The organism is Burkholderia theae (genome assembly GCF_048565265.1).
Taxonomy (GTDB): Bacteria; Pseudomonadota; Gammaproteobacteria; order Burkholderiales; family Burkholderiaceae; genus Burkholderia; species Burkholderia theae.
The window spans coordinates 3,689,687-3,711,029 of sequence record NZ_CP183461.1 but is presented as its reverse complement, the minus strand read 5'-3'; the positions used below and the strand labels follow the sequence as shown (position 1 = coordinate 3,711,029).

Sequence of the window (21,343 nt, the reverse complement as noted above, 5' to 3'; positions counted from 1 at the left end):
TCGCCGCTCGACGTGCCATCGTGCTTGATGCGTTGGCAAGCGGCGGCTTATCTCATCATGTCGTGCAAGCGATTCTCTCTGCGAATCCAGTCCGGTCTCTGTCATATTCATAACGGATTCCCTTATTTATTGGAACTCACCCGGTGCGTCGATGGCTCGATGATTGGCCGAGCAGTTTGATTCCGTCGGGAGGCGGCGCAGCCTGTTTCATTGAAGCAGGGAAAACCGGCACACACGACGATTGAGGCTGGAACTCGATAAATGCCCGTATGGCACTCTTCAATACTCCGGATAAAAGTCGATGGCTAACGAAAAAATTCCGTACTACATAGCAAGCAAATTGCTTTGGTAGTGGAAGCTTCGCGATGGTGCGGACGGTTGCAAGATTGTTCCCAATATTGCGCTGTCCATGGATATGGATCCGCCGCCGTTGCCAAAACGACCGGTATCAGAGGTGGCGCCGACCAAACCTGCGCCGAAATCCCCGAAGCCCGATACACTGGATCAAATGGCTGATGACATTGCTCGGATAGCCGATGCGATTTCACGCTTCAAGACTTGGCTGAACACGCCAGACCCACCGAAAATTCCTAGTCCTGCCCCGATCGCAAAAAAGAAGGAAGTCGTACCGCCGTTTGATATTCAGGAGATTCCAGACGCGATGCGTAAGCTCTGGATGCCTATCTCGGCAAAGTTGATGGAGCGGTGGTTTGCCGGCTCGCTAAACTATTCGCCAACCGATGGTGATGAGACGGCATATATAAATCAGGATGGCGAGCCATACCCGCCCGAAATGTACGACACAAAGACAATCAAGCTTGACTGGGTGCTTAAATATGAGCGAGCAAAGGTGCAGTATGATGCCTTGCAAAAGATTGAATACTTGCTTACCCGGAACTCGATGAACGCGATTGGGAATGCGTTGTCCTCGCTCAGAGCTTCGTATAGAGAGATCGATGCTCTCGGTCTTTGCCACGGAGATTTGAAGGAGTTGCACAGGCGGTTTCAATTCCAGCGTGCAGGAGTGGAAAGCTCGCTCGGTCAAAAAATTGATACGTTTATTGCTCAGCGAGTGCGTGGTGGTGGAATACCAGATGATCTGACCGGCGCACTTGGTTCATTTAGTTTTTACGCTGCCGTCGGTTATGCGTACTTCAATCAAGATGGCAGTCATGTGACGATCACCTCTATTATCATTTACATCAAAGACAATTACACATTCACCACAGAAGAGGGGCAGCCGTCGCAGTATCTCGGACACTGGAACCGAAACGGTGCAGCCATCGTGCCAGCCTCATTGGCTGCTGGGGCGGCGGGCATCCCTTGGATAGATTATCCCGTTGCGATTGGCGACATGCGAGTGCCAGGGAACGTTTATTATCCTGTTCGGAACAGCTCCTTCCGTCAATGGCAGCAGCGCTATCGTCGTGGCGGTGATTTCGTTATTTTTTCCGACTACCGGTACATCAGGTTGCGGGAACCTATTCAACTTCGATTTGCATGAGCGCGACCATCAACGAAGCCGGTATCGCCCTAATGGTAATTCTTCTGGTCGCAATACTGCCAGTCGTCACACTTGCTTTTCTGGTGCGATTGCTGCATTCGATCTTGTCCAAGCCAGGCGATTGGGCGGGCGCTATTGTGGAGGAGGTTGGAATTTTAATTCGACGCACCTTCACGGCAATTTCTATCGTTGTTGCCGTTGGCATCACCTGGAGCTACTGGAAGGATGCACAACGGCGTGCGATTTGCTATCCGAGTGAGAGAAACAGCGAGCGCTCTCCGCATGGCGGTTATTGGGCTCGATACTGCTATTTCGGACATACGATCGTTCTCAGACTTTACGACGAAGGAGGCGAGCGCCTCATCGCCGAGCGAACGTACCGGGACACGTCTGGCATACCGGTTAAGCTCCATTGGGGAAAGGAGACATTGATGTACCGTGAAGAGCGAGATCTTGGTGAAATCAGTTTGCCGCCGACCCTTCTTGACCAGATGCTTGCGCGACTCCCGTAGCAGATCACGTCGATGTCGACGATTCATGAACTACTGGGCGACCCGTACCAACTGGATGCTGACGACAACCTGATCGAAGATGCGGAACAGGATGCGCGTCGAGCATCTCCACTACGAAACACTCGCCGCGCTACAGATCTTTCCGATACATGCCGAGCTGACCACGCCGGCCTGATTGCGTTGCGGTTCGGATCGTCGATCCTGCATCGGCACGCGTGCCGATCGACGCATCCGGATCATCACCCGCATCAATCCCAATGATGGTGATGGTAATACCCGCCGCCACCGTAGTACCCACCATCAGGCACCACGATACAGCCGCTCAGCAACACGGCGACGCCGGCAATCAGCAAAAGGACTTTCTTCATGGCGCTCACCTGCTTGGGTTCAATGTGAAACCCAGCATAGCCAGCGCCCGCAACACCGGCTGTAAGCATTGGTATCCCCGCTCCGCAATGCGTAACGGCGGATTATTCCGGTCAAAATGACCGTAACAAATGCTCCAAACAGCAGACGTTTTCAGGCGACGACGACCCTGTTTCGCCCCGCATCCTTCGCACGATACAGCGCGGCATCGGCAGCTTCGATCAACGCATCGGGTGTCGACAAGTCGTCGGCCGACACGGTCGCACAGCCGACGCTGACGCTCACGCGCCCCGCCGGCGCAGCAGGCATCGCGAGATCGAGCCGCAACACGGCTTCGCGCGCCTCTTCGGCAACCACCCGCGCTCCGCGCGCGCCCGTGTTCGGCAGCACGATCGCGAACTCCTCGCCGCCGTAACGCGCGACGATATCCGCTGGCCGCCTCACCGCGCCGGCCAGCGCATTCGCGACCGCGATCAGGCACGCATCACCCTTCACGTGACCGAACGCGTCGTTGTAGGCCTTGAAGCGGTCGACGTCGACCATCAGCAGCGACAGCGGTTCGCCTTGCCGTCGCGCCTGCAGGAACAGCGTGTGGAAATGATCGTTGAAGTGGCTGCGGTTGAACGCGCCGGTCAGGCCGTCGCGTGCGGAAGAACGAACCAGCGTCGCATGCGCCTCGAACAGCTGCTGGTACAGCATCGTCACTTCCCAGGCGAGCACGCACACGAGCACGCCGGGCGTGAACATGCTGAACACGCGCGCGACATACCAGCCGACCGTGTAGCGGTTCGTGGCCAACAGGTTCAGCGTCGTGTCGGTGAGGCACGCGAGCACCGCGATCGCGAGCCACAGGTCGAGCGTCGTGCGCAGCCGGCCCGTGGCCAGCACGGCAACAAGCGCAAGCGCATTGAGGATCCACACGAAGAGCGCGATGCCGTTGAAGGGCAGCAAGGCCGCGTCGCCGGGCGGAAGGAACGCGGGCGGCAGCGACACGTTCAGCGCGAACGCGCACAGCAGCGCGGCCGCGACGGCCGGCCCGCCGACGAGCGCAACCGCCCACCGGCGCGTCTGCCTGTCACCGACCGGTGCGCGCGTCAGCCGCTCGCGGGCGAGCAGCGCGGCCATCACGAAGCACGGGAAACCCGCATGCCAGAAGACCCACATCCACGCGGCGCTTTGCGGCCGAGCGCCGAGCAGGCCATGCGGTGCGAACACGCCCGGAAAGGTGAGCAACTGCAGCGCGACGGCGAGTGCGGTGAACGCGTAGGCGCCGCCGAGCGCGCCGAGCACGGGCTGGCGCGTGACGGTGAACTGCGCGCCGAGGAAGAACGCCGCGATGCTCGCGGTCGTGAACACGGTGAGCGCGCACATCGGCATGAACGGCTCGACGGCCGGCAGTGTGACGTTCGCGTGCGGCGCGGCGATCCCGAGCGCAAGCAGGATGACGAGCGCCGTCAACGCGCCGAACCAGAGCTGACGGCGCGTCGTGTGCTGGATCAGGATGCCTTCCATGGAGTCCCCCGGACACGCGTGCGGAAACGCCCGGTCTTGCGCCGGGCGGCACGGCACGCATCCGGTCGCGGCGCGACCGGTGCGGCCCGATCCTATCGCGTTATTGGCGCGCGCTCAAATGCCGAGCCCCGGCCCGAAGTTGCCGGCGACCCAGTGCGTGACGGCGTCGACGTCCGCGTAGTCCTGTTCGGGCAGGCCGTCGAGCATCGACAGCACTTCGTTGCTGGCGCCGGCGTCACGCGCGGCATCGACGAGCGCATCCTTGTTCGCCGGGTAGCGGACGGCCGCGAGCACGTCGGCGATCTGCAGATCGATCGTTTCGTGAGGGATATCGTGCGGCGGGGGAGCGGGCTGGTCGTTCACGGCGGCGTCTCGCGGGTTGAGCGGGAATCGGATCGAAGCGGAATCGGGGCGCGCCACGTGTTGCCCGGCTCGGGGTGGCCCGGCCGGCGCGCACTGCGCAGGGACGGCGATCGACTCAATGCTCGCGTCGCACGCGGCGCCACGGGTGCTTCCAGTCGATATGGGGTGCGTTTTCGTCGCGCGGATGCTGACGCCGATGCTCCTGCCAAAGCTCGTCGGAGAACAGCGCCGCCACGATCACGAGCGGCAGGACGAGAAAAATACCGAGTATGACTTGCTCGATCACGATAGCCTCCCTGCGGTGGCAGGAACCCTAGCTCCCATTCTAGGCTCTGAACTTCGCCCGCGTTCAATTTCTTACAGTGCGAAACGGGCCCGAACGCGGCTGCGCCGCGCGGGCGTTTCGCACGTGCGCCGGCCTCAAAAAGGACTGAACATGCAACTCCAGAACGATACCAACACGCTCGCGCTACGGCCGCTGGAGCGCCAGGACCTGCGCTTCGTCCACGAACTGAACAACGACGCGAAGATCATGCGCTACTGGTTCGAGGAGCCGTACGAAACCTTCTCGGAACTGTCACAACTGTACGACCGTCACGTGCACGACCAGCGCGAGCGCCGGTTCGTCACGGTCGATTCGCAAGGCGAACTGGTCGGCCTCGTCGAGCTGATCGAACTCGACTACATCCATCGCCGCGGCGAGTTCCAGATCATCATCGCGCCGCAATGCCAGGGGCGCGGTTATGCGGGCCAGGCGACGCGCCTCGCGATCGAGTACGCATTCAAGGTCCTGAACATGCGCAAGCTGTACCTGATCGTCGATACGTCGAATGCGGCGGCGATTCACGTGTACGAAAAATGCGGATTCCAGCACGAGGCCGAATTGAAGGAAGAATTTTTCGGAAACGGCGCGTATCACAACGCTTATCGCATGTGCATTTTCCAGCGCGATTATTTCGAGCGTCAGCAATCTGCCTGAATAAAGCCGGGTCAAAACACTGACGAAAGACACCCGCGGCGGGGCCTCCGCGGGCGCCGGAGGCATGCGGGGAAATACGGATAAATACGCATGCGCTTATACTTGGCATTTTTCTTGTATCAGGTAAATGCGATTCCGCGTTGCGGTAAAGTCAGATTGTTTCGGATGACTTTAGGTGCAATGCATCAAAATGATCGGGATGGCGAAATGGATTATCCAAACCGTTCAATCGCCGCATTGTAATTTTTCTGAAAACCTTGCCGGATAACGCTTTCCGCCTGGTGTCACGGGCCGGTCCGCCGCGCGGCACACGTCGCCGCGTGTGCGCATCGCACGAAAATCGGGCTGCGCGCGGGGTGCGACAATCCGCCGCTATTGCGATCGCACAACAAATGTGCTTGCTATCGCTTGCCGGTCTTCTAAAGTGAAAAAACGCGGGTTCACGATCACCTTTAAACACATAGCTAACCCAAGCCTGGTGCCCGCAAGCCTGGAGACAGAACATGATGAAACGAACCGGTATCCTCGTTGCCCTCGTCGGTGCATTTTGCGTGGTGTCGATTGCCCAGGCAGGCGGCGATTCGGCCGTCAAGCCGACGCAGGAAATCCAGCTGACGAAGAACGCATGGGGCTGCCTGTCGAAAGACAATCTGGACTCCGTACTGAGCCACGAGCGCGATGGCAAATCGCAGGCGAAGCAGCAGTACTTCGACGACTACCGTTGCCTGTCGGTACCGGAAGGCCAGCGTTTCCGCGTGGTGTCGGTCGAGCAGGGCGACGTGCAGTTCGTCAGCGCCGACAACAGCGACCAGCAGGGTCTCTGGACCGATTCGCGCTTCGTCAAGCAATAACCCGCAATAACCCGCGCAGTCGCACGACGCGCGAGCGCGCCGGCCCGATCGGCCGGCGGCGCGAACCGAACACGGCCCGGTGCATGCCGGGCCGTTGCGCTGTGGCACGCACATGACACGCGCCGGGCGGCGCGCATTCGGTATCATCACGGCCCGACCGAACCGAATGCCCGCCCGGGCCGCATCCGCATGGCGCTGAAATCCACGATCTACAAAGCCGAACTGCAAATCGCCGACATGGATCGGCATTATTACGCCGACCACGCGCTCACGGTGGCGCGCCATCCGTCGGAAACCGACGACCGGATGATGGTGCGGATCGTCGCATTCGCGCTGTTCGCGAACGAGCGGCTCGAATTCTGCAAGGGGCTGTCGGACGTCGACGAGCCCGATCTGTGGCAGAAGGACCTGACGGGCGCGATCGACGTCTGGATCGAGGCCGGCCAGCCCGACGAGCGGCGCATCTCGAAGGCGGCTGGCCGCGCCGGACAGGTCACGGTGATCGCGTACGGCGGCAAGACGTCGGATATCTGGTGGCAGGGCGTACGCAGCAAGGTCGAGCGGCTGCGCAACGTGCAGGTGCTGTCGCTCGCCGATGGCGTCGCGGCCGCGCTCGGGCAGCTCGCGGAGCGCACGATGCGCCTGCAGTGCACGGTGCAGGACGGCGCGGCGTGGATCTCGAGCGCCGATCACGACCCGATCGCGGTCGAATGGACGGTCCTGAAGGCGCGCGCGGGCGCGTGACGGCCCGCGCACCGGCCGCGCTCAACCGATCGCGGCCGGCGGCCCCTTGAATTCCAGCATGTTGCCTTCGGGATCGAACAGGTAGATCGACGGCCCGTAGCCGCCGGCGCCGTAGCGCTCCGCGGGGGCTTCCGGCCGTGCGCCATGCGCGGCGAAATGCGCGATCAGCGCGTCGGGATCGAACGGCTCGACGCGCAGGCACAGGTGATCGAGGTTGCGTCCGGTGCCGGGCGGCCCGCTGTCGGGACGGTCGATCGGGCCGCCGACCGATATCAGGTCGATCAGCGCATCGCCGGCGCGCAGCTGCACGAGGCCCAGATCGGGCTGTTCCTTCTCCACATGGCAGCCGACGGCGTCGCAGTAAAAGCGCGTCATCGCCGCCATGTCGGTCACGCGCAGCACGATGTGATCGATCGCGCGGATGGTGGGCTTCATGGGCGGGCACTCCTTCGCAGTCATCGAGCATCGAGTGTAGACGCATCGCGCCTGCGCCGCCCGCTGGAACGCGGCACAATCGACAGACGAAAAAAAGCCCGTTCACGCGGAGCGGAACGGGCTTAATCCATATCAGGAGGAGACATGGAGGAGACAGTTCCAACTATACACACGGCGATGGTGCGACGCAATATTCCGAATGCAAAAAAACGTCAGGACGGCGATTTGTCGCATCCGCACTGCAGCAAAATGGTGACGGGACGATGACGAAAACCGCGCCGGAACAGCCGGCGCAGGCGTTTTGTCGGATTTATGCTTGAATGATGCGTCCCCGGTTCGCCGGCTCGAATCAGAGAGCAAGATTCAGGGCGCGACGGCATGCGCCGATGTCTAGAGTAGGCACCATCTACACTACATACAGAGTGCGAGGTTCAGATGAAAACCGCCTATCCGACCGACGATGCCCGCTGGGGCGCCGTGACCACTCGCGATCCGCATGCGGACGGCGCGTTCTTCTATGCCGTGCGCACGACCGGCGTGTTCTGCCGCCCGACCTGCGCGTCGCGGCTGCCGCGCCGCGAGCATGTGTCCTACTTCACCGATCCGGCCGCCGCGCGTGCGGCCGGCTTCCGCCCCTGCAAGCGTTGCCAGCCGGAAGGGCTGCCGCGCGAGCTCGAGATCGTCAACCGCGCATGCGCGGTGCTCGACGCGCACGCCGAGCGGCTCACGCTCCAGCAACTGAGCGATGCCGTGCACGTGAGCCCGTTCCACCTTCAACGGCTCTTCAAGCGCGTGGTCGGCGTGTCGCCGCGCCAGTACCAGGCCGCGCAGCGCGGCGCCGCGCTGCGGCAGGCGCTGCAAAGCGGGCAGCCGGTCACGCAGGCGGCCGTCGACGCGGGCTTCAATTCGCCGTCGCGGCTCTATGCGTCGGTGCCGCGCGAGCTCGGGATGGCGCCGTCCGCGTTCCGCCGCCAGGGCGCCGGGCTGCGGATCGACTATGCGACCGCGGCGACGTCGCTCGGCACGGTGCTGGTCGCCGCGACCGAACAGGGCATCTGCCGGATCGCGTTCGGTGATGAGCCGGCTGCGCTCGTCGGCGAGCTGAACGATGCGTTCGCGCGTGCCGAGCTGGTTGAAGCGCCCGCGCGGCTCGCACCGTTCATCACGCAGATCCGTGCGTACCTGGACGGCACGCGGCACGCGTTCGACCTGCCGCTCGACATCGCGCCGACCGCCTTCCAGCAGCGCGTGTGGGAAGCGCTGACACATATTCCGTACGGCGAAACGCGCAGCTACTCGGAGATCGCCGAGGCGCTCGGCTCGCCGCGCGCGGTGCGGGCCGTCGCGTCCGCGTGCGCGTCGAACCCGGTCGCGCTCGCGATCCCGTGCCACCGCGTCGTGCAAAAGGGCGGCGCGCTCTCCGGATATCGTTGGGGCGTGCGCCGCAAGGCGACGCTGCTCGCATCCGAGGCGCGTCATGTCCACCACGATGAAACCGAAGCCGTGACGGAGGGCAGCGCAGTTTGAGCCTCGCGAAAACAACGATCACGTCAATCGTGAACGGCGGCCATGTGCCGCCGTCCGCGCAGATGGAACTGCGCTTCAATGCGCCGTATGACTGGGCGCGCGTGCTGCGCTTCTTCAGCGGGCGCGCGATTCCGGGTGTCGAGCAGGTCGCGGACGGCACGTATCGCCGCATCGTCGACCTGCACGGCGATTCCGGCCGGCTCACGGTCACGAAACATCCGCGCAAGCATTGCCTGATCGCGACGGTCGAAGGGGCGGTCGCGCGCCATGTGGACGATGCGTTCGCCGCGCGCGTCGCGACGATGTTCGACCTCGGCGCCGATCCGGCCGCGATCGGCGGCGGGCTCGTGCGCGACCCCTGGTTCGCGCCGCTCGTCGAGGCCGCGCCGGGGCTGCGCGTGCCGGGTGCATGGTCGGGGTTCGAGCTGGCCGTGCGCGCCATCGTTGGCCAGCAGGTGAGCGTGAAGGCCGCGACGACGATCGTCGGCCGGCTCGTCGAACGGGCCGGCGAGCGGGTGGTGCCTGTCGACGATGGCGCACCCGCGTGGCGTTTCCCGACGCCCGACGCGCTGGCCGCGTGCGATCTCGACAAGATCGGGATGCCCGGCAAGCGCGTGGCGGCACTGACGGGCGTGGCGCGCGCGGTGGCGGCCGGCGACGTGCCGGTCGATCGCGAGCATGCCGACCTGGCGACGCTGCGTAGCGCGTGGCTCGATCTGCCCGGCATCGGCCCGTGGACCGTCGAATACATCGCGATGCGCGCGTGGCGCGACCCCGATGCGTGGCCGGCGTCCGATCTCGTGCTGATGCAGTCGATCGCCGCACGCGACCCGGCGCTCGACCGGCTGGCGAGCCAGAAGCGCCGCACCGAAGGCTGGCGGCCGTGGCGCGCGTACGCGGCGCTGCATTTGTGGAACGAAGTGGCCGACCGGGCGGGCGGCGCGCGCGGCGGATGACCGATTCGGCGGCACGGTTGCACCTGCTGCCGCCTGTCTGCGCATCGCGTTCCATCGGACGAATGCACGCGACCGACGTGCCCATCGGTGCCGCCTCGCACCGGTGCCACATGCCGCGACGGCCGCGATCGCCCCGTCCGGCGGCCCGCTCCGCCCCGCGCGCCGTGCCCGGCGCCACCTCAAGCGCGTGTTCCGGCGAGATGTTAAAGTGCCCGCTACCAACGAAGCGACCAACAATCCAGCCGGCCTCGCGCGGCGTTCTGCGCGCGGCCGTCACGCACTTGCGTCTCCATGTCGAACACCATGACTCACCGCCAGTCCGAACTGCTGCTGAATCGCCTCGAAGCGCTGAGCTCGGGCCCGACGCGGCAGCATCTGCCCGACGGCCTGCGCGGCATCGAAAAGGAAAGCCTGCGCGTGACGCGCGACGGGATGATCGCGTTCTCGCCGCATCCGCGCGCGCTCGGTTCGGCGCTCACGCATCCGTCGCTGACGACCGACTATTCCGAAGCGCTGATCGAGCTGATCACGCCCGCGGAACGCGACGCCGCGATCACGCTCGAACGCCTCGACGATCTGCATCGCTACGTTTATGCGTCGCTCGGCGACGAGATGCTGTGGAACGACTCGATGCCGGGCCTGCTGCCGGCCGACGACCAGATTCCGATCGCCGACTACGGCACGTCGAACATCGGCCGCCTGAAGACGGTGTACCGGCGCGGCCTCGCGTATCGCTACGGCCGCACGATGCAGTGCATCGCCGGCATCCACTACAACTACTCGCTGCACGAGGAAGTGTGGCGGCGCCTGCATGCGGAAGAAGGCTCGACGGCGACGCTCGTCGATTACCAGTCGGAGCGCTATCTCGCGCAGATCCGCAACTTCCGCCGCCGCAGCTGGCTGCTGATGTACCTGTTCGGCGCGTCGCCCGCGCTCGACACGAAGTTCCTGCGCGGCAAGCCGCACAAGCTCGACACGTTCGACGCCGATACGCTGTACCTGCCGTATGCGACCAGCCTGCGGATGAGCGATCTCGGCTACTCGAACACGACCGCCCAGGCCGCGCTGCATGTCGACTACAACACGCTGCCCGGTTATCTCGACGCGCTGTCCAAGGCCGTGAGTGAGCCGTATCCGGCGTACGAGGCGATCGGCACGCATCGCGACGGCGAGTGGATCCAGATCAACACGAACGTGCTGCAGATCGAGAACGAGTTCTACTCGACGATCCGTCCGAAGCGCGTCACGTATTCGGGCGAGCGGCCGCTGCATGCGCTCGCATCGCGCGGCGTGCAGTACATCGAGGTGCGCTGCCTCGACATCGATCCGTTCGAGCCGACCGGCATCGCGCTGGAGACCGCGCGCTTCATCGATGCGTTCCTGCTCGCGTGCGCGCTCGACGAAAGCGCGCCGCTCGACTGCGACGCGTACAAGGAAGCGAACGCGAACTTCGGCAGCGTGACGATGGAAGGCCGCAAGCCGGGGCTCACGCTGGTGCGCGACGGCCAGCCGATCACGCTGCAGGCGTGGGCGGACGAGCTGATGACCGATATCGAAACCATCGGCCGCCGTCTCGACGAGATCCGCGGCGGCGACGAGCATGTGCGCGCCATTGCCGCGCAACGCGAGAAGCTTGCCGATCCGGAACGCACTTCATCCGCGCGCGTGCTGCGCACGATGCGCGAGAACGGGCAGTCCTTCCTCGGGTTCGCGCTGGCGCAGAGCGAAGCGCATGCCGCGCATTTCCGCGCGCATCCGCCGTCGGCGGACACGCTGCGCACCGAGCAGGCGCTCGCCGCGAAGTCGCTGGCCGAGCAGGCCGATCTCGAAGCGAAGGAGGCCGGATCGTTCGATGCGTTCGTCGCGGCCTATCGTGCTTATACGCTGAACCGCTTCAGCGTCTGAGGATCGCGCACGCGGCCGCGCGCGCTGGCGTGCGGGCCGCGTGTGTGTCGGCCGGCGCCGGTGGCGCCGCGCCGTTACCCGTTCAAGCGGGTTCGGTCCGCAATCAGTGATGGGCGTAGGTGCCGCGATCGATCGCGTGCGGTAGCGCCGGTTTGCCCGATTCCTCGTTCCCCCTCCCTTCGCTGCCGTAACCGGTGTCCTCGCCGCGCGCCTGCGCGGCACGCTGCATGATCGCCTGCATGTACTCCGGAAAGTCGGGACTGCTCGCGAGGTTCGTCCGGTAGCCGGCGGCCTGCAGCGCTGCGAGTTCCTGACGGACCTGCGCACGCGTCAGCGTCGATGCGGCCTGCGCATGGGCGGCGAAGGCCGCGCCGATAAGCAGGATCGCGCATGCCGCGTGTTTCATCGTCTTCATCGTGTTTGCTCCGTGAGGTTCCGGTGCCGCGCCGTCGTCGGCGCGGGCGGAATCGATGCGGCCAGTCTAGGCTTCGGACGCCAAACGAAACATCCCGCCCGCCGGCAGGCACCTTTGTTGCACCTGCAACATTGTGCGGGTGACCGTGTTGAGCGCGATGGCGAACCGTTCGCCGCGGGTTTCCTGTCGAGCGCGGCAGTTGCCCGCCATCTGCCGGCCACCGCGAAGCGGAGGGTTCGCACCGGGTCGCCACGCATCGGGCTTGTCCCCCCTTGTACAAGCGCCGCGCGCCTCCTAACCTCTTTTAAGCGACCGATCGGTTGGCCGTGCAACGTCGTTGCGTGCGCAAGCGTCCGATCGTTGTCGCGACCGTGGAACGATCGCTTTGCCCCGAATCCGGGGGCGCCGAAACGCCAGCCCGGGTCGACCGCACAAGGCATGGGACCCGAGTAAGCGCTAAAGCGCCAACTCGGGTCGACCGCACATGGCATGGGACCCGAGTAGGCGCTGAAGCGCCAACTCGGGTCGACATCTGGAGACACGATGAATCCCACCGACGCCCTACCGCCCGGCATCGTCTTCGCGCAGCCGTTGACGCCCGTCACCAACTCGCTGTTCCTGTCGTTCCTCGTCGCCGCGATCCCGATCGCGGTCGCGCTGATCGCGCTGGGCGTGCTGCGCCGTCCCGCGTGGCAGGCATCGCTTGCCGGGCTCGTCGCCGGCCTCGCGGTCGCGATCGGCGCGTGGGGCATGCCGGCCGGGCTCGCGTTCAATGCGGTCGGCGCGGGCATGGCGCTCGCGGTCGTGCCGGTGATGTGGATCGTCTTCAACGCGCTGCTGCTGTACAACATCGCGGTGAAGTCGGGCCGCTTCGACCAGTTCCGGCAGTGGATGCTCGATAACCTGCCCGACGACCGCCGCCTCGTGCTGCTGGTCGTCGCGTTCTCGTTCGGCTGCCTGCTCGAAGGGATCTCGGGGTTCGGCACACCGGTCGCGATCACGAGCGCGCTGCTGATCGCGCTCGGTTTCCCCGCGCTCGAAGCGCTCACCTATACGCTGCTGTTCAACACCGCACCGGTCGCGTTCGGCGCGCTCGGCGTGCCGATCACCGTGCTCGGCGCGGTCACGTCGCTGCCGCCCGCGACACTCGCCCAGATGGTCGGCCGCCAGTTGCCGTTCTTCGCGCTGCTGCTGCCGTTCTATGTGGTCGGCGCGTATGGCGGGCTGCGTTCGATCAGGCAGCTGTGGCCGGCGCTGCTCGTGTCGGGCGCCAGCTTCGCGATCGCGCAGTTCGTCACGTCGAACTTCCTCGGCTACCAGCTCACCGACGTGCTGTCGTCGCTCACGTCGCTGATCGTGACGATCGGCTTCCTGCAGGTGTGGCGGCCGCAGCCCGATCCGCAATACGCGCTCGCGCGCAGCGTGCCCGCGGCGGCCGGCGCCGCGCGCGCGGGCTTCGGCGGCTGGTTGCCGTGGCTCGTCGTGTCGGTGGTCGTGATCGTGTGGGTGCACGCGAACGTCGCGGCGATCGGCGACGTGAAGATCAAGTGGCCGGGCCTGCACAACGCGGTGTTCGTGTCGCTGTACCACAAGCCGTATGCGGCGATCTGGGATTTCCAGCCGCTCGGCACGGGCACCGCGATCCTGCTGTCGGCGATCATCACCGCCGTGCTGACGCGTACCGGCGCCGGTGCGTTCGTCGAATGCGTGGTCAAGACTTGGCGGCAGACGTGGATCGCGATCGTCACGGTGATGATGATCGTCGGGCTCGCGTACCTGCTGAACTACTCGGGGATCAGCTACACGCTCGGCACGGGCGTCGCGTCGACGGGCGCGCTGTTCCCGCTGGTGTCCGCGTCGCTCGGCTGGATCGCCGTGTTCCTGTCCGGCAGCGATACGTCGGGCAACGCGCTGTTCGGCAACCTGCAGGTCGTCGCCGCGCGGCAGCTCGGGCTGGATCCCGTGCTGATGGCCGCGACCAACTCGTCGGGCGGCGTGATGGGCAAGATGATTTCGCCGCAGAACATCGCCACCGGCGTGTCGACGACGGATCTGAAGGGGCAGGAGGGCCTGGTGTTCGCGCGCACCTTCTGGCACAGCGTGATTCTCACGCTGCTGCTTGGCGTGCTCGTGTTCCTGCAGCAGCACCTGTTCACGTGGATGATTCCGGCGCTGCCGAAGTGACGCGCGGCCGGGCGCAAAAAGGAAGGCACGAGGAAAAAACGAGGGAAGGCGCGACGAAAAGCGCCAGGCAATGCAGCAGGAAATGCGCGAAAGCGGCGAACGCGCGGCGGCTCAGCGCGCGTTCGCCCGCCGCGTCGTGTCGAGTGTCGTGTCGCGCGTGGCGGGCTCCGCCGGCAGGATGCACGCAAGGAACGCGTCGATCGCCGGGCTCTGGCGGCGCGCCTTCAGGTAGTACACGTATTCGTCGATCGTCGTGTCGACGCCGCGCAGCGCGATGACGCGCAGGTCCGGATGGCGCTCGGCCTCGCCGAGCGGAAACAGGCTGCCGCCCACGCCATGCAGGATCGCCTCGCGGATCGCTTCGCGGCTGCCGATCTCGGCGACCGACGCGGTCGCGACGCCGGCCGTGGCCAGGATCGTCTCCGTGCAGCGGCGCGTGATCGAGCCTTCCTCGCGAATCAGCAGCCGCACGTCGGCGAGCTGCGCTGGATCGATCGCGTCGAAACGCGCGAGCGGATGGGTGCGATGCACGACGAGCACCAGCGGGTCGGTCGAGATCACCTTGCGTTCGAGGCCGTCGGCGTCATTGCGCTGCGATGAGACGGCGAGATCGATGCGGAATTCCTGCAGCGCCTGCAGGATCTCCTCGGAGTTGCCGATCCGGCACGTGAGCGCGATCGACGGATGCGCGTTCGAGAAGCGGCCGACCGCGTCCATGATGTAGTACGGGCCTGTCGCACCGATCCGCAGGTGCCCTTCGAACAGGCCGCCGACGTTGCGCAGCATGATGTCGGCCTGCGCCTCGAGCGCGATCATTTTCTCGACGAGCGGCAGCAGCTCGATACCGGTCTCGGTGACCTCGAGCTTGCGGCCGCTGCGGTAGAACAGTTCGACGCCGTACACCTGCTCGACCTGCCGGATCTGCGCGGCAATCGTCGGCTGGCTCACGCCCAGGTGGCGTGCGGCGCGCGTGATGCTGCCCTGCCGGACGGTCGCGTGGAACGCCTTCAGCTGATCGAACACGACTCGGCTTCTCCCCCCTCTTCATCGCGCGTCAGCGTAGCGCACGCGTGTGTCGGCCGCATGAAAGGCGCGTCGTGCGCCACTTCGAAAAAAAGCTGGGGGTCAGCGCAAGAAACCTGCGGGAACCGGTCACGGCCGGGACATGCCGGTGCGGGGTAATAGCGGGTAACACACCGACCGCCGGCCCCGCTCGACCGGCACCCCACTCCTACCGACAACAGGGTTCCCTTCATGTCCTCGAACAATCGACGCGATTTCCTGCGCCTCGCCGCGCAGTCGGCCGGCGCGATGGCCGCCTACGCGGGCTTTCCGCCCGCGATCCGCAACGCGCTGGCGATGCCGGCCGCCTATCGCACCGGCACGATCCGCGACGTGGAACACGTCGTGATCTTCATGCAGGAAAACCGTTCGTTCGACCATTACTTCGGCGGGCTGCGCGGCGTGCGCGGTTTCAACGACCCGCGCCCGCACCTGCTGCCGAGCGGCGCGCCGGTGTGGCAGCAGCCGCCGGCGTCGGTGTTCACGAAGAACTACCATTCGCGCGGCATCGATCCGTCCGCGCCGTACGTGCTGCCGTTCTACCTCGACCCGAAGCAGACGACCGAATTCCAGCCGGGCACCAACCACGGCTGGAGCAGCGGCCACCTGTCCTGGAACAACGGCCAGTGGGACCAGTGGGTGAACCAGAAGCAGGACGTGCTGACGATGGGCTACCTGAAGCGCCAGGATCTCACGTACCACTACGCATTGGCCGACGCGTTCACGATCTGCGATTCGTACTTCTGCTCCGCGCACGCCGACACGGCGCCGAACCGCATCTACCTGTGGACCGGCACGGTCGACCCGCGCAACATCTACGGCAACCCGCCGAACGGCCCGGGCATCGGCGAGCGCGACGACGTGAACGGCTACACGTGGACGACCTATGCCGAACGCCTCGAGAACGCGAAGGTCAGCTGGAAGGTGTACCAGGGCGGCACGGGCATCCCGGGCGACCCGACCGACAACTACACCGACAACTCGCTGATGTTCTTCAAGCGCTTCCAGGTGAAGGAAGGCGCGAGCGGCCCGCTGGTCGACAAGGGTGCGTCGGACCACACGCTGGCCGAGCTGAAGGCCGACGTGCAGGCGAACCGGCTGCCGCAGGTGTCGTGGATCGTGGCGCCGTACAAGTACAGCGAGCACCCGCAGGCGTCGCCGACCGACGGCGCGTTCTACATCAACATGGTGCTCGAGGCGCTCACGTCGAACCCCGAGGTGTGGGCGAAGACGGTGTTCATCCTCAACTACGACGAGAACGACGGGCTGTTCGACCACGTCGTGCCGCCGGTGCCGCCGGTCACGAGCGGCGTGGGCGGCCAGGGCATCGTGTCGTCGAACCTGCTGTCGAACCTCGGCGACGAGCTGCTCGACCTGAACAAGTATCCGGGCGAGATGAGCCCGCTCGTGCCGGGCGCGGACCCGGGCGGCATCCAGCCGATCGGCCTCGGGCCGCGCGTGCCGCTGATCATCATCTCGCCGTGGACGAAGGGCGGCTGGGTCTGCTCGGAGACGTTCGACCATACGTCGGTGCTGCGTTTCCTCGAAGCGCGCTTCGGCGTGAAGGAGCCGAACATCAGCGCATGGCGCCGGTCGATCTGCGGCGACCTCACGTCGGCGTTCGACTTCTCCGCGCGGCCCGACACGCGCACGGTGAGCTTCACGGTGCCGCAGCACATCGCGACGGCCGGCCAGGCGTACCAGGTGCCCGCGCAGCAGTCGATGCCGGCGCAGGAGCCCGGCACGCGGCCCGCGCGCGCGCTGCCGTACGAGTTGTTCGTGCACAGCCGCGTGAGCGGACACGACGACACCGTGTCGCTCGACTTCGCGAACTCGGGCGACGCGGGCGCGGCGTTCTACGTGTACGACCGCCGCAACCCGACGACGCCGCCGCGTCGTTATGCGGTGTCCGCGCACGATCGTTTCGTCGACACGTGGAGCACGTCGGCCGCGCGCGGCGAATACCATCTCGCGGCGTACGGCCCGAACGGCTATCTGTGCGAGTTCCAGGGCAACACGCGGCTCGCGGCGGACGGCCGCCACGCGAACCCCGAAGCGAAGATCGGCTACGACGTGCGCAACCGTCACGTGTACCTGCAACTGCGCAACAGCGGGCGCGCGACGTGCCGTGTGACGGTCGACAACGCGTACAGCCATGCGCATGCGCGCACCTACACGCTGGAGCCGGGCGAGCGCGTCGAGGATCACTTCGAGCTGTCGTCGAGCCACGGCTGGTACGATCTGACGATTACCGCGACGACGCTGCGCGGCGGCGACGACAAGGTCGTGCGCCGCTTCGCGGGCCACGTCGAGACGGGCCGGCCGAGCCACAGCGATCCGGGGCCGGTGAAGCACTCGGCCTGACGGCCGGTAAGCGTCGCGCGGTTCGGGCGAACTCCGCCCGTCGCGCGACCACCGCCTGCCGATTGCATGCCGGCAGGCGGAATTGGTTTTTGGAAACTGAAAACTGTTGACAATGTGTCGGGCCGAGGGTATATAAGGATCATTCGCCGATATGGCGCCCTCGTTTTCACCCGCAGCTCCGCTGCCTGCCCGACCATGACTGCCCCGAACACGCTCAGCGCCATCGAACTCCTGCAAAGCCAGTCGCTTGCGATGATTGTCCAGGACATGCTCGAGCGCGCGATCGTCTCCGGCGAATACGCACCCGGCGAGAAGCTCAACGAAGTCGAGATCGCGACCAAGCTGAACGTGTCGCGCGGCCCCGTACGCGAGGCGTTCCGCGCGCTCGAACAGGCCGGCCTGCTGCGCAACGAGAAGAACCGCGGCGTGACCGTGCGGGTCGTGCCGCTGCGCGAGGCCGAGGAAATCTACGAAGTGCGCGCGATGCTCGACGAGTCGGTCGCGCGCGCGCTCGCGCAGCGCATCTCGCCCGACACGCTGAAGGTGCTGAAGGGCATCATTCAGTCGATGAAGGACGCCGCGAAGACGCACGACGTCACGCGCTATACCGAGCTGAACGTGCAGTTCCACGACGCGATGGTCGTCGGCGTCGGCAATACGCACCTCACCGACACCTACCGCCGGCTCGTGCGCCAGCTCGGCCTGCTGCGCCAGGCCGCGATCGAGGCCGAGGAGGATGCGATCGCCGTGTCCGCGGCCGAGCACGACAAGATCGTGCAGGCGCTCGCGGGCGGAGACGGGGAGAAGGCCGTCGCACTGGTGCGCGAGCACGTCGCGCATGGTCTTGCGCGGATGCGCCGTACGCACGAGCAGGGGCTGCCCGCGACGGGCAAGGCGGCGCGGGACAAAACCGCGCGCGCATAAGGCCCGGCAAGGCTCGCTCGGGCCGTCGCCCAAAGGCAAAGGGACGCTTCGCAGCGTCCCTTTTTCATTGCGTCGTTACCGTCGTCGCATCATCGCCTCGTCACGCCTTGTCGGCCTTCCCGGCCGCGCTCGCGAATTTCGCGAGCCACGTATCGACGGCCGACGGCTGCCGGCTCTCGTCCTCCGCGCGTTCCTTGCGGCGGATCGCATTGCGCACGACGTGCGCGCCGACATAACGAATCGGTTCCGGCGGGAAATGGCCGAGCGGGCCGCGCACGATCGGGCTGCGCGTCCACGCGTTGTCGAGGCCGAGCACGAGCGACGACAGGATCTGCCCGCCCATGTAGGTCGGCCCGACACCGTTGCCTGAATATCCGAAGCCGTAGAACACGTTCGGCGCGTTGTCGAGGCGGCCGAAGAACGGGAAGCCCGTGACCGAGCGGTCCGATGGCCCGTTCCAGCTCGCGGTGACCGGCACGCCCGCGAGCGACGGAAAGAATTCGCGCAGGCTTTGCGTGAGCTGCGCCTCGTACGGCGAGCGCTGGTCGAACACCGGCGCGATGCGGCTGCGCCACGAGAACGTGTTGCCGCCCTTGCCGAGCATCAGCCGGCCGTCGGCGGTGGTGCGGTAGTAGTAGACGAAGATCCGCGAATCGAGCACCGACACGCCGTCGACGAGCCCGGTCTTCTCAAGCAGTTCCGGGCATTTCTCGGTGATGACCATGTCGCTCGACACGACCGCGATCGTGCGCTCGAACTGCGGGAAGCGGCTCGCCATCCACGCGTTGATCGCGAACACGAGCTTGCCTGCCGTGACGCTGCCGGACGGCGTGCGCACGACGGCCGGCTGCCCGGGCGTGAAGTCGAGCATCGGCGTGCGTTCGTAGATCCGGATCCCCATCGCGAGCGCGACGCGGCGCAGCCCGCGCACGAGCTTGCCGGGATGCACGGTCGCGGCGATCGGCGAGTAGACGCCGTCGAGATTGCGCGCGGAACCGGAGCGGCGCGCGACTTCGGCGGGCGGCAGCGGCTCGTAGCTGTGGATGCCGCACGCGGCGAGCGCGTCGAGCACCGGCGCGAGCGTGCCGACCTGCGCGCGCGACGTCGCGGTGTACAGGGTGCCGTCGAGCCGCAGTTCGGCATCGATGTCGTGCGCGCGGCAGAAATCGGCGATGTGCTGGACGGCCGCTTCCGACGCCTTCACGAGCCGGATCGCCTCGGCTTCGCCGAACAGGCGCCGCAGCGTCAGGAATTTCGCGGACCACGTGAGCAGGCACCCGCCGTTGCGGCCGCTCGCGCCGGCGCCGCACAGGTCGGCCTCGACGATCGCGATGTCGAGTGCCGGGTTCTGCTGCTTCGCCTGGATTGCGGTCCAGAGCCCGGTGAAGCCGCCGCCGACGATGCAGACGTCGGCCTGCGTCGCGCCTTGCAGCGCGGGGGCGAGATCGCCGTCGTTGAACAGCGCTTGTTCGATCCAGAAGGGTCGCATCGGATGTTTCGTCAATAAGGGTCGGGGCCGTGCCGCGCACGGCCAGGAAAACCCGGCCGCACGCACAGGGGCACGCGGCCGGTTGCATCGAGTCGCGTCAGGCTGCCGCTTCGGCCGACACGCGGCGCACGCCCATCGCCCGCAGCGTGTCGGCGATCGCGGCGACGGCGCCGGGGATGCCGGCTTCGCCGAAGTGGCCGATGCAGCCGACGCGGAACGTGTCGACTTCGGTCAGCTTGCCCGGATACAGAATGTAGCCGCGCTTTTTGACCTCCTGATAAAACGTCTTGAAATCGTAGTTCGGATCGTCCGGCGCATGGAACGTGACGATGATCGGCGCCTGGATCGCCGGATCGAGGAACGGCCGGAAACCGAGCGCGAGCATCCCGTCGATCAGCGCGCGATAGTTGCGCTGGTAGCGGCCGCCGCGCGCGGCGAGCCCGCCTTCGTCGACGTATTGCGCGACGGCCGCGTCGAGCGCCGCGACCACGTGCGTCGGCGGCGTGAAGCGCCACTGCGTCGTGCGCTGCATGTAGACCCACTGGTCGTACAGGTCCATCGCGAGCGAGTGGCTGTTGCCTTCGCACCGTTCGAGCGTGCTGCGCTTCGCGATCACGAAGCCGAGCCCCGGCACGCCTTCGAGGCATTTGCCGGACGCCGCGATCACCGCGTCGAACGGCGTCGTGCGCGCGTCGATGTCGATCGCGCCGAACGAGCTCATCGCGTCGACGATCAGCCCGCGCCCGTGCTTCGCGACGATCTGCGCAATGTCGTGCAGCGGGTTCAGCACGCCGGCGCCCGTCTCGCAGTGCACGAGCGCGACGTGCGTGATGCCCGGATCGGCGGCGAGTGCGCGCTCGACGTCGGCGGGGTCGATGCGGCGGTCCTCGCGGTAGTCGAGTGTCGTCAGCTTGCGGCCGAGCACGCGGCAGATCTTCGCGAGACGCTGGCAGTACGCGCCGTTGTTAGGCACGAGCACATGGCCGTCGCGCGGCACGAGCGTGCCGATCGCCGCCTCGACCGAGAACGTGCCGCTACCCTGCAGCGGCACGCATTCGTGCGTGCCTTCGCCGTGCACGATCTGCAGCAGGCGTTCGCGCAGCCGCGCGGTGATCGCGTTGAAGTCGCTGTCCCACGAACCCCAGTCGCGCAGCATCGCGTCGCGCGTGCGGTCGGAGGTCGTCAGGGGGCCTGGGGTGAGCAGGATGGGCTGGGCGGCGAGCGTCATGGTGTCTCCTTGGTGAAGTCGGG

General features: G+C 65.9%; 20 protein-coding genes. 12 read left to right on the top strand and 8 right to left on the bottom strand.

Translation table 11 applies throughout. The features are described 5' to 3' along the window. The first annotated feature begins 409 nt into the window (after window positions 1–409). Genes ACN22W_RS17515 through ACN22W_RS17505 form a run of 3 tightly spaced genes read left to right on the top strand, consistent with a single transcriptional unit; the run spans window position 410 to window position 2,277 of the window. Window positions 410–1,504, top strand: a complete 1,095-nt coding sequence (locus ACN22W_RS17515; protein WP_419685582.1) for a DUF6402 family protein — start codon at window positions 410–412, stop codon at window positions 1,502–1,504. Further along, on the top strand, window positions 1,501–2,016 hold the full coding sequence (locus ACN22W_RS17510) for a hypothetical protein (RefSeq protein ID WP_419685580.1): 516 nt from the start codon (window positions 1,501–1,503) through the stop codon (window positions 2,014–2,016). The genes ACN22W_RS17515 and ACN22W_RS17510 overlap by 4 nt, the downstream gene beginning before the upstream one ends. Before the next feature lie 12 nt (window positions 2,017–2,028). Continuing rightward, the gene (locus ACN22W_RS17505; RefSeq protein ID WP_419685579.1) at window positions 2,029–2,277 is read left to right on the top strand and encodes a hypothetical protein; all 249 of its coding nucleotides are present in this window, start codon (window positions 2,029–2,031) and stop codon (window positions 2,275–2,277) included. Between the two features lie 258 nt (window positions 2,278–2,535). Here ACN22W_RS17505 and ACN22W_RS17500 read toward each other — a convergent pair whose 3' ends face one another. The 3 genes from ACN22W_RS17500 to ACN22W_RS17490 all read right to left on the bottom strand — a co-directional run bounded on the left by ACN22W_RS17500 (window position 2,536) and on the right by ACN22W_RS17490 (window position 4,543). After that, window positions 2,536–3,894: a GGDEF domain-containing protein gene (locus tag ACN22W_RS17500; protein WP_412022798.1), complete on the bottom strand. Its 1,359-nt coding sequence runs from the start codon at window positions 3,892–3,894 to the stop codon at window positions 2,536–2,538. Between the two features lie 114 nt (window positions 3,895–4,008). Next, a complete protein-coding gene (locus ACN22W_RS17495) occupies window positions 4,009–4,257 on the bottom strand; it encodes a DUF2795 domain-containing protein (protein ID WP_048244790.1) in 249 nt (82 codons plus the stop codon). 115 nt (window positions 4,258–4,372) lie between these two features. After that, window positions 4,373–4,543: a hypothetical protein gene (locus tag ACN22W_RS17490; RefSeq protein ID WP_014895655.1), complete on the bottom strand. Its 171-nt coding sequence runs from the start codon at window positions 4,541–4,543 to the stop codon at window positions 4,373–4,375. Window positions 4,544–4,693: 150 nt separating this feature from the next. Here ACN22W_RS17490 and speG point away from each other — a divergent pair, with 150 nt between their 5' ends. The 3 genes from speG (at window position 4,694) to ACN22W_RS17475 (ending at window position 6,831) form a co-directional block, all read left to right on the top strand. Continuing rightward, window positions 4,694–5,236, top strand: a complete 543-nt coding sequence (gene speG, locus ACN22W_RS17485) for a spermidine N1-acetyltransferase (RefSeq protein WP_048244756.1) — start codon at window positions 4,694–4,696, stop codon at window positions 5,234–5,236. Window positions 5,237–5,739: 503 nt separating this feature from the next. Then, window positions 5,740–6,087 (top strand): surface attachment protein Sap1, encoded by a 348-nt coding sequence (gene sap1 / locus ACN22W_RS17480; RefSeq protein WP_164991978.1) that lies wholly within the window; start codon window positions 5,740–5,742, stop codon window positions 6,085–6,087. A gap of 189 nt (window positions 6,088–6,276) precedes the next feature. Further along, window positions 6,277–6,831 (top strand): YaeQ family protein, encoded by a 555-nt coding sequence (locus ACN22W_RS17475; RefSeq protein ID WP_129513287.1) that lies wholly within the window; start codon window positions 6,277–6,279, stop codon window positions 6,829–6,831. A gap of 21 nt (window positions 6,832–6,852) precedes the next feature. Here ACN22W_RS17475 and ACN22W_RS17470 read toward each other — a convergent pair whose 3' ends face one another. Next, complete coding sequence (locus tag ACN22W_RS17470) at window positions 6,853–7,266, bottom strand: VOC family protein (RefSeq protein WP_343495076.1); 414 nt, start codon at window positions 7,264–7,266, stop codon at window positions 6,853–6,855. A gap of 435 nt (window positions 7,267–7,701) precedes the next feature. Here ACN22W_RS17470 and ada point away from each other — a divergent pair, with 435 nt between their 5' ends. The 3 genes from ada (at window position 7,702) to gshA (ending at window position 11,654) form a co-directional block, all read left to right on the top strand. Continuing rightward, window positions 7,702–8,793 (top strand): bifunctional DNA-binding transcriptional regulator/O6-methylguanine-DNA methyltransferase Ada, encoded by a 1,092-nt coding sequence (ada, locus tag ACN22W_RS17465; protein WP_048244749.1) that lies wholly within the window; start codon window positions 7,702–7,704, stop codon window positions 8,791–8,793. Then, window positions 8,790–9,749 carry a DNA-3-methyladenine glycosylase family protein gene (locus ACN22W_RS17460; protein WP_419685576.1) on the top strand — a complete coding sequence of 320 codons (960 nt, stop codon included), beginning with the start codon at window positions 8,790–8,792 and terminating at the stop codon, window positions 9,747–9,749. Before ada ends, ACN22W_RS17460 begins: the two co-directional genes overlap by 4 nt. A 291-nt stretch (window positions 9,750–10,040) precedes the next feature. Next, window positions 10,041–11,654, top strand: a complete 1,614-nt coding sequence (gene gshA, locus ACN22W_RS17455; protein WP_419685574.1) for a glutamate--cysteine ligase — start codon at window positions 10,041–10,043, stop codon at window positions 11,652–11,654. Window positions 11,655–11,757: 103 nt separating this feature from the next. On the opposite strand, the gene ACN22W_RS17450 is transcribed toward gshA, so the two are convergent. Then, window positions 11,758–12,069, bottom strand: a complete 312-nt coding sequence (locus ACN22W_RS17450) for a DUF4148 domain-containing protein (RefSeq protein ID WP_419685573.1) — start codon at window positions 12,067–12,069, stop codon at window positions 11,758–11,760. A 543-nt stretch (window positions 12,070–12,612) separates the two neighbouring features. Here ACN22W_RS17450 and ACN22W_RS17445 point away from each other — a divergent pair. Then, window positions 12,613–14,253, top strand: a complete 1,641-nt coding sequence (locus tag ACN22W_RS17445; RefSeq protein WP_419685571.1) for an L-lactate permease — start codon at window positions 12,613–12,615, stop codon at window positions 14,251–14,253. A 111-nt stretch (window positions 14,254–14,364) separates the two neighbouring features. Here the strand turns inward: ACN22W_RS17445 and ACN22W_RS17440 are convergent, their stop codons facing one another. After that, window positions 14,365–15,276, bottom strand: coding sequence for a LysR family transcriptional regulator (locus tag ACN22W_RS17440; protein WP_419685569.1), 912 nt, complete (start codon window positions 15,274–15,276; stop codon window positions 14,365–14,367). A 231-nt stretch (window positions 15,277–15,507) separates the two neighbouring features. On the opposite strand from ACN22W_RS17440, the gene ACN22W_RS17435 reads away from it, so the two are divergent. Both ACN22W_RS17435 and ACN22W_RS17430 read left to right on the top strand, forming a co-directional pair. Continuing rightward, window positions 15,508–17,679 carry a phosphocholine-specific phospholipase C gene (locus tag ACN22W_RS17435; RefSeq protein WP_419685568.1) on the top strand — a complete coding sequence of 724 codons (2,172 nt, stop codon included), beginning with the start codon at window positions 15,508–15,510 and terminating at the stop codon, window positions 17,677–17,679. Between the two features lie 195 nt (window positions 17,680–17,874). Continuing rightward, entirely contained in the window at window positions 17,875–18,603 is a 729-nt protein-coding gene (locus ACN22W_RS17430) for a phosphonate utilization associated transcriptional regulator (protein WP_048244735.1), read from the top strand. A 100-nt stretch (window positions 18,604–18,703) separates the two neighbouring features. Here ACN22W_RS17430 and ACN22W_RS17425 read toward each other — a convergent pair whose 3' ends face one another. Beyond that, window positions 18,704–20,092: an FAD-dependent oxidoreductase gene (locus ACN22W_RS17425; RefSeq protein WP_419685566.1), complete on the bottom strand. Its 1,389-nt coding sequence runs from the start codon at window positions 20,090–20,092 to the stop codon at window positions 18,704–18,706. A 97-nt stretch (window positions 20,093–20,189) separates the two neighbouring features. Next, window positions 20,190–21,320: a 2-aminoethylphosphonate--pyruvate transaminase gene (locus ACN22W_RS17420; protein ID WP_419685564.1), complete on the bottom strand. Its 1,131-nt coding sequence runs from the start codon at window positions 21,318–21,320 to the stop codon at window positions 20,190–20,192. Between the last annotated feature and the right edge of the window lie 23 nt (window positions 21,321–21,343).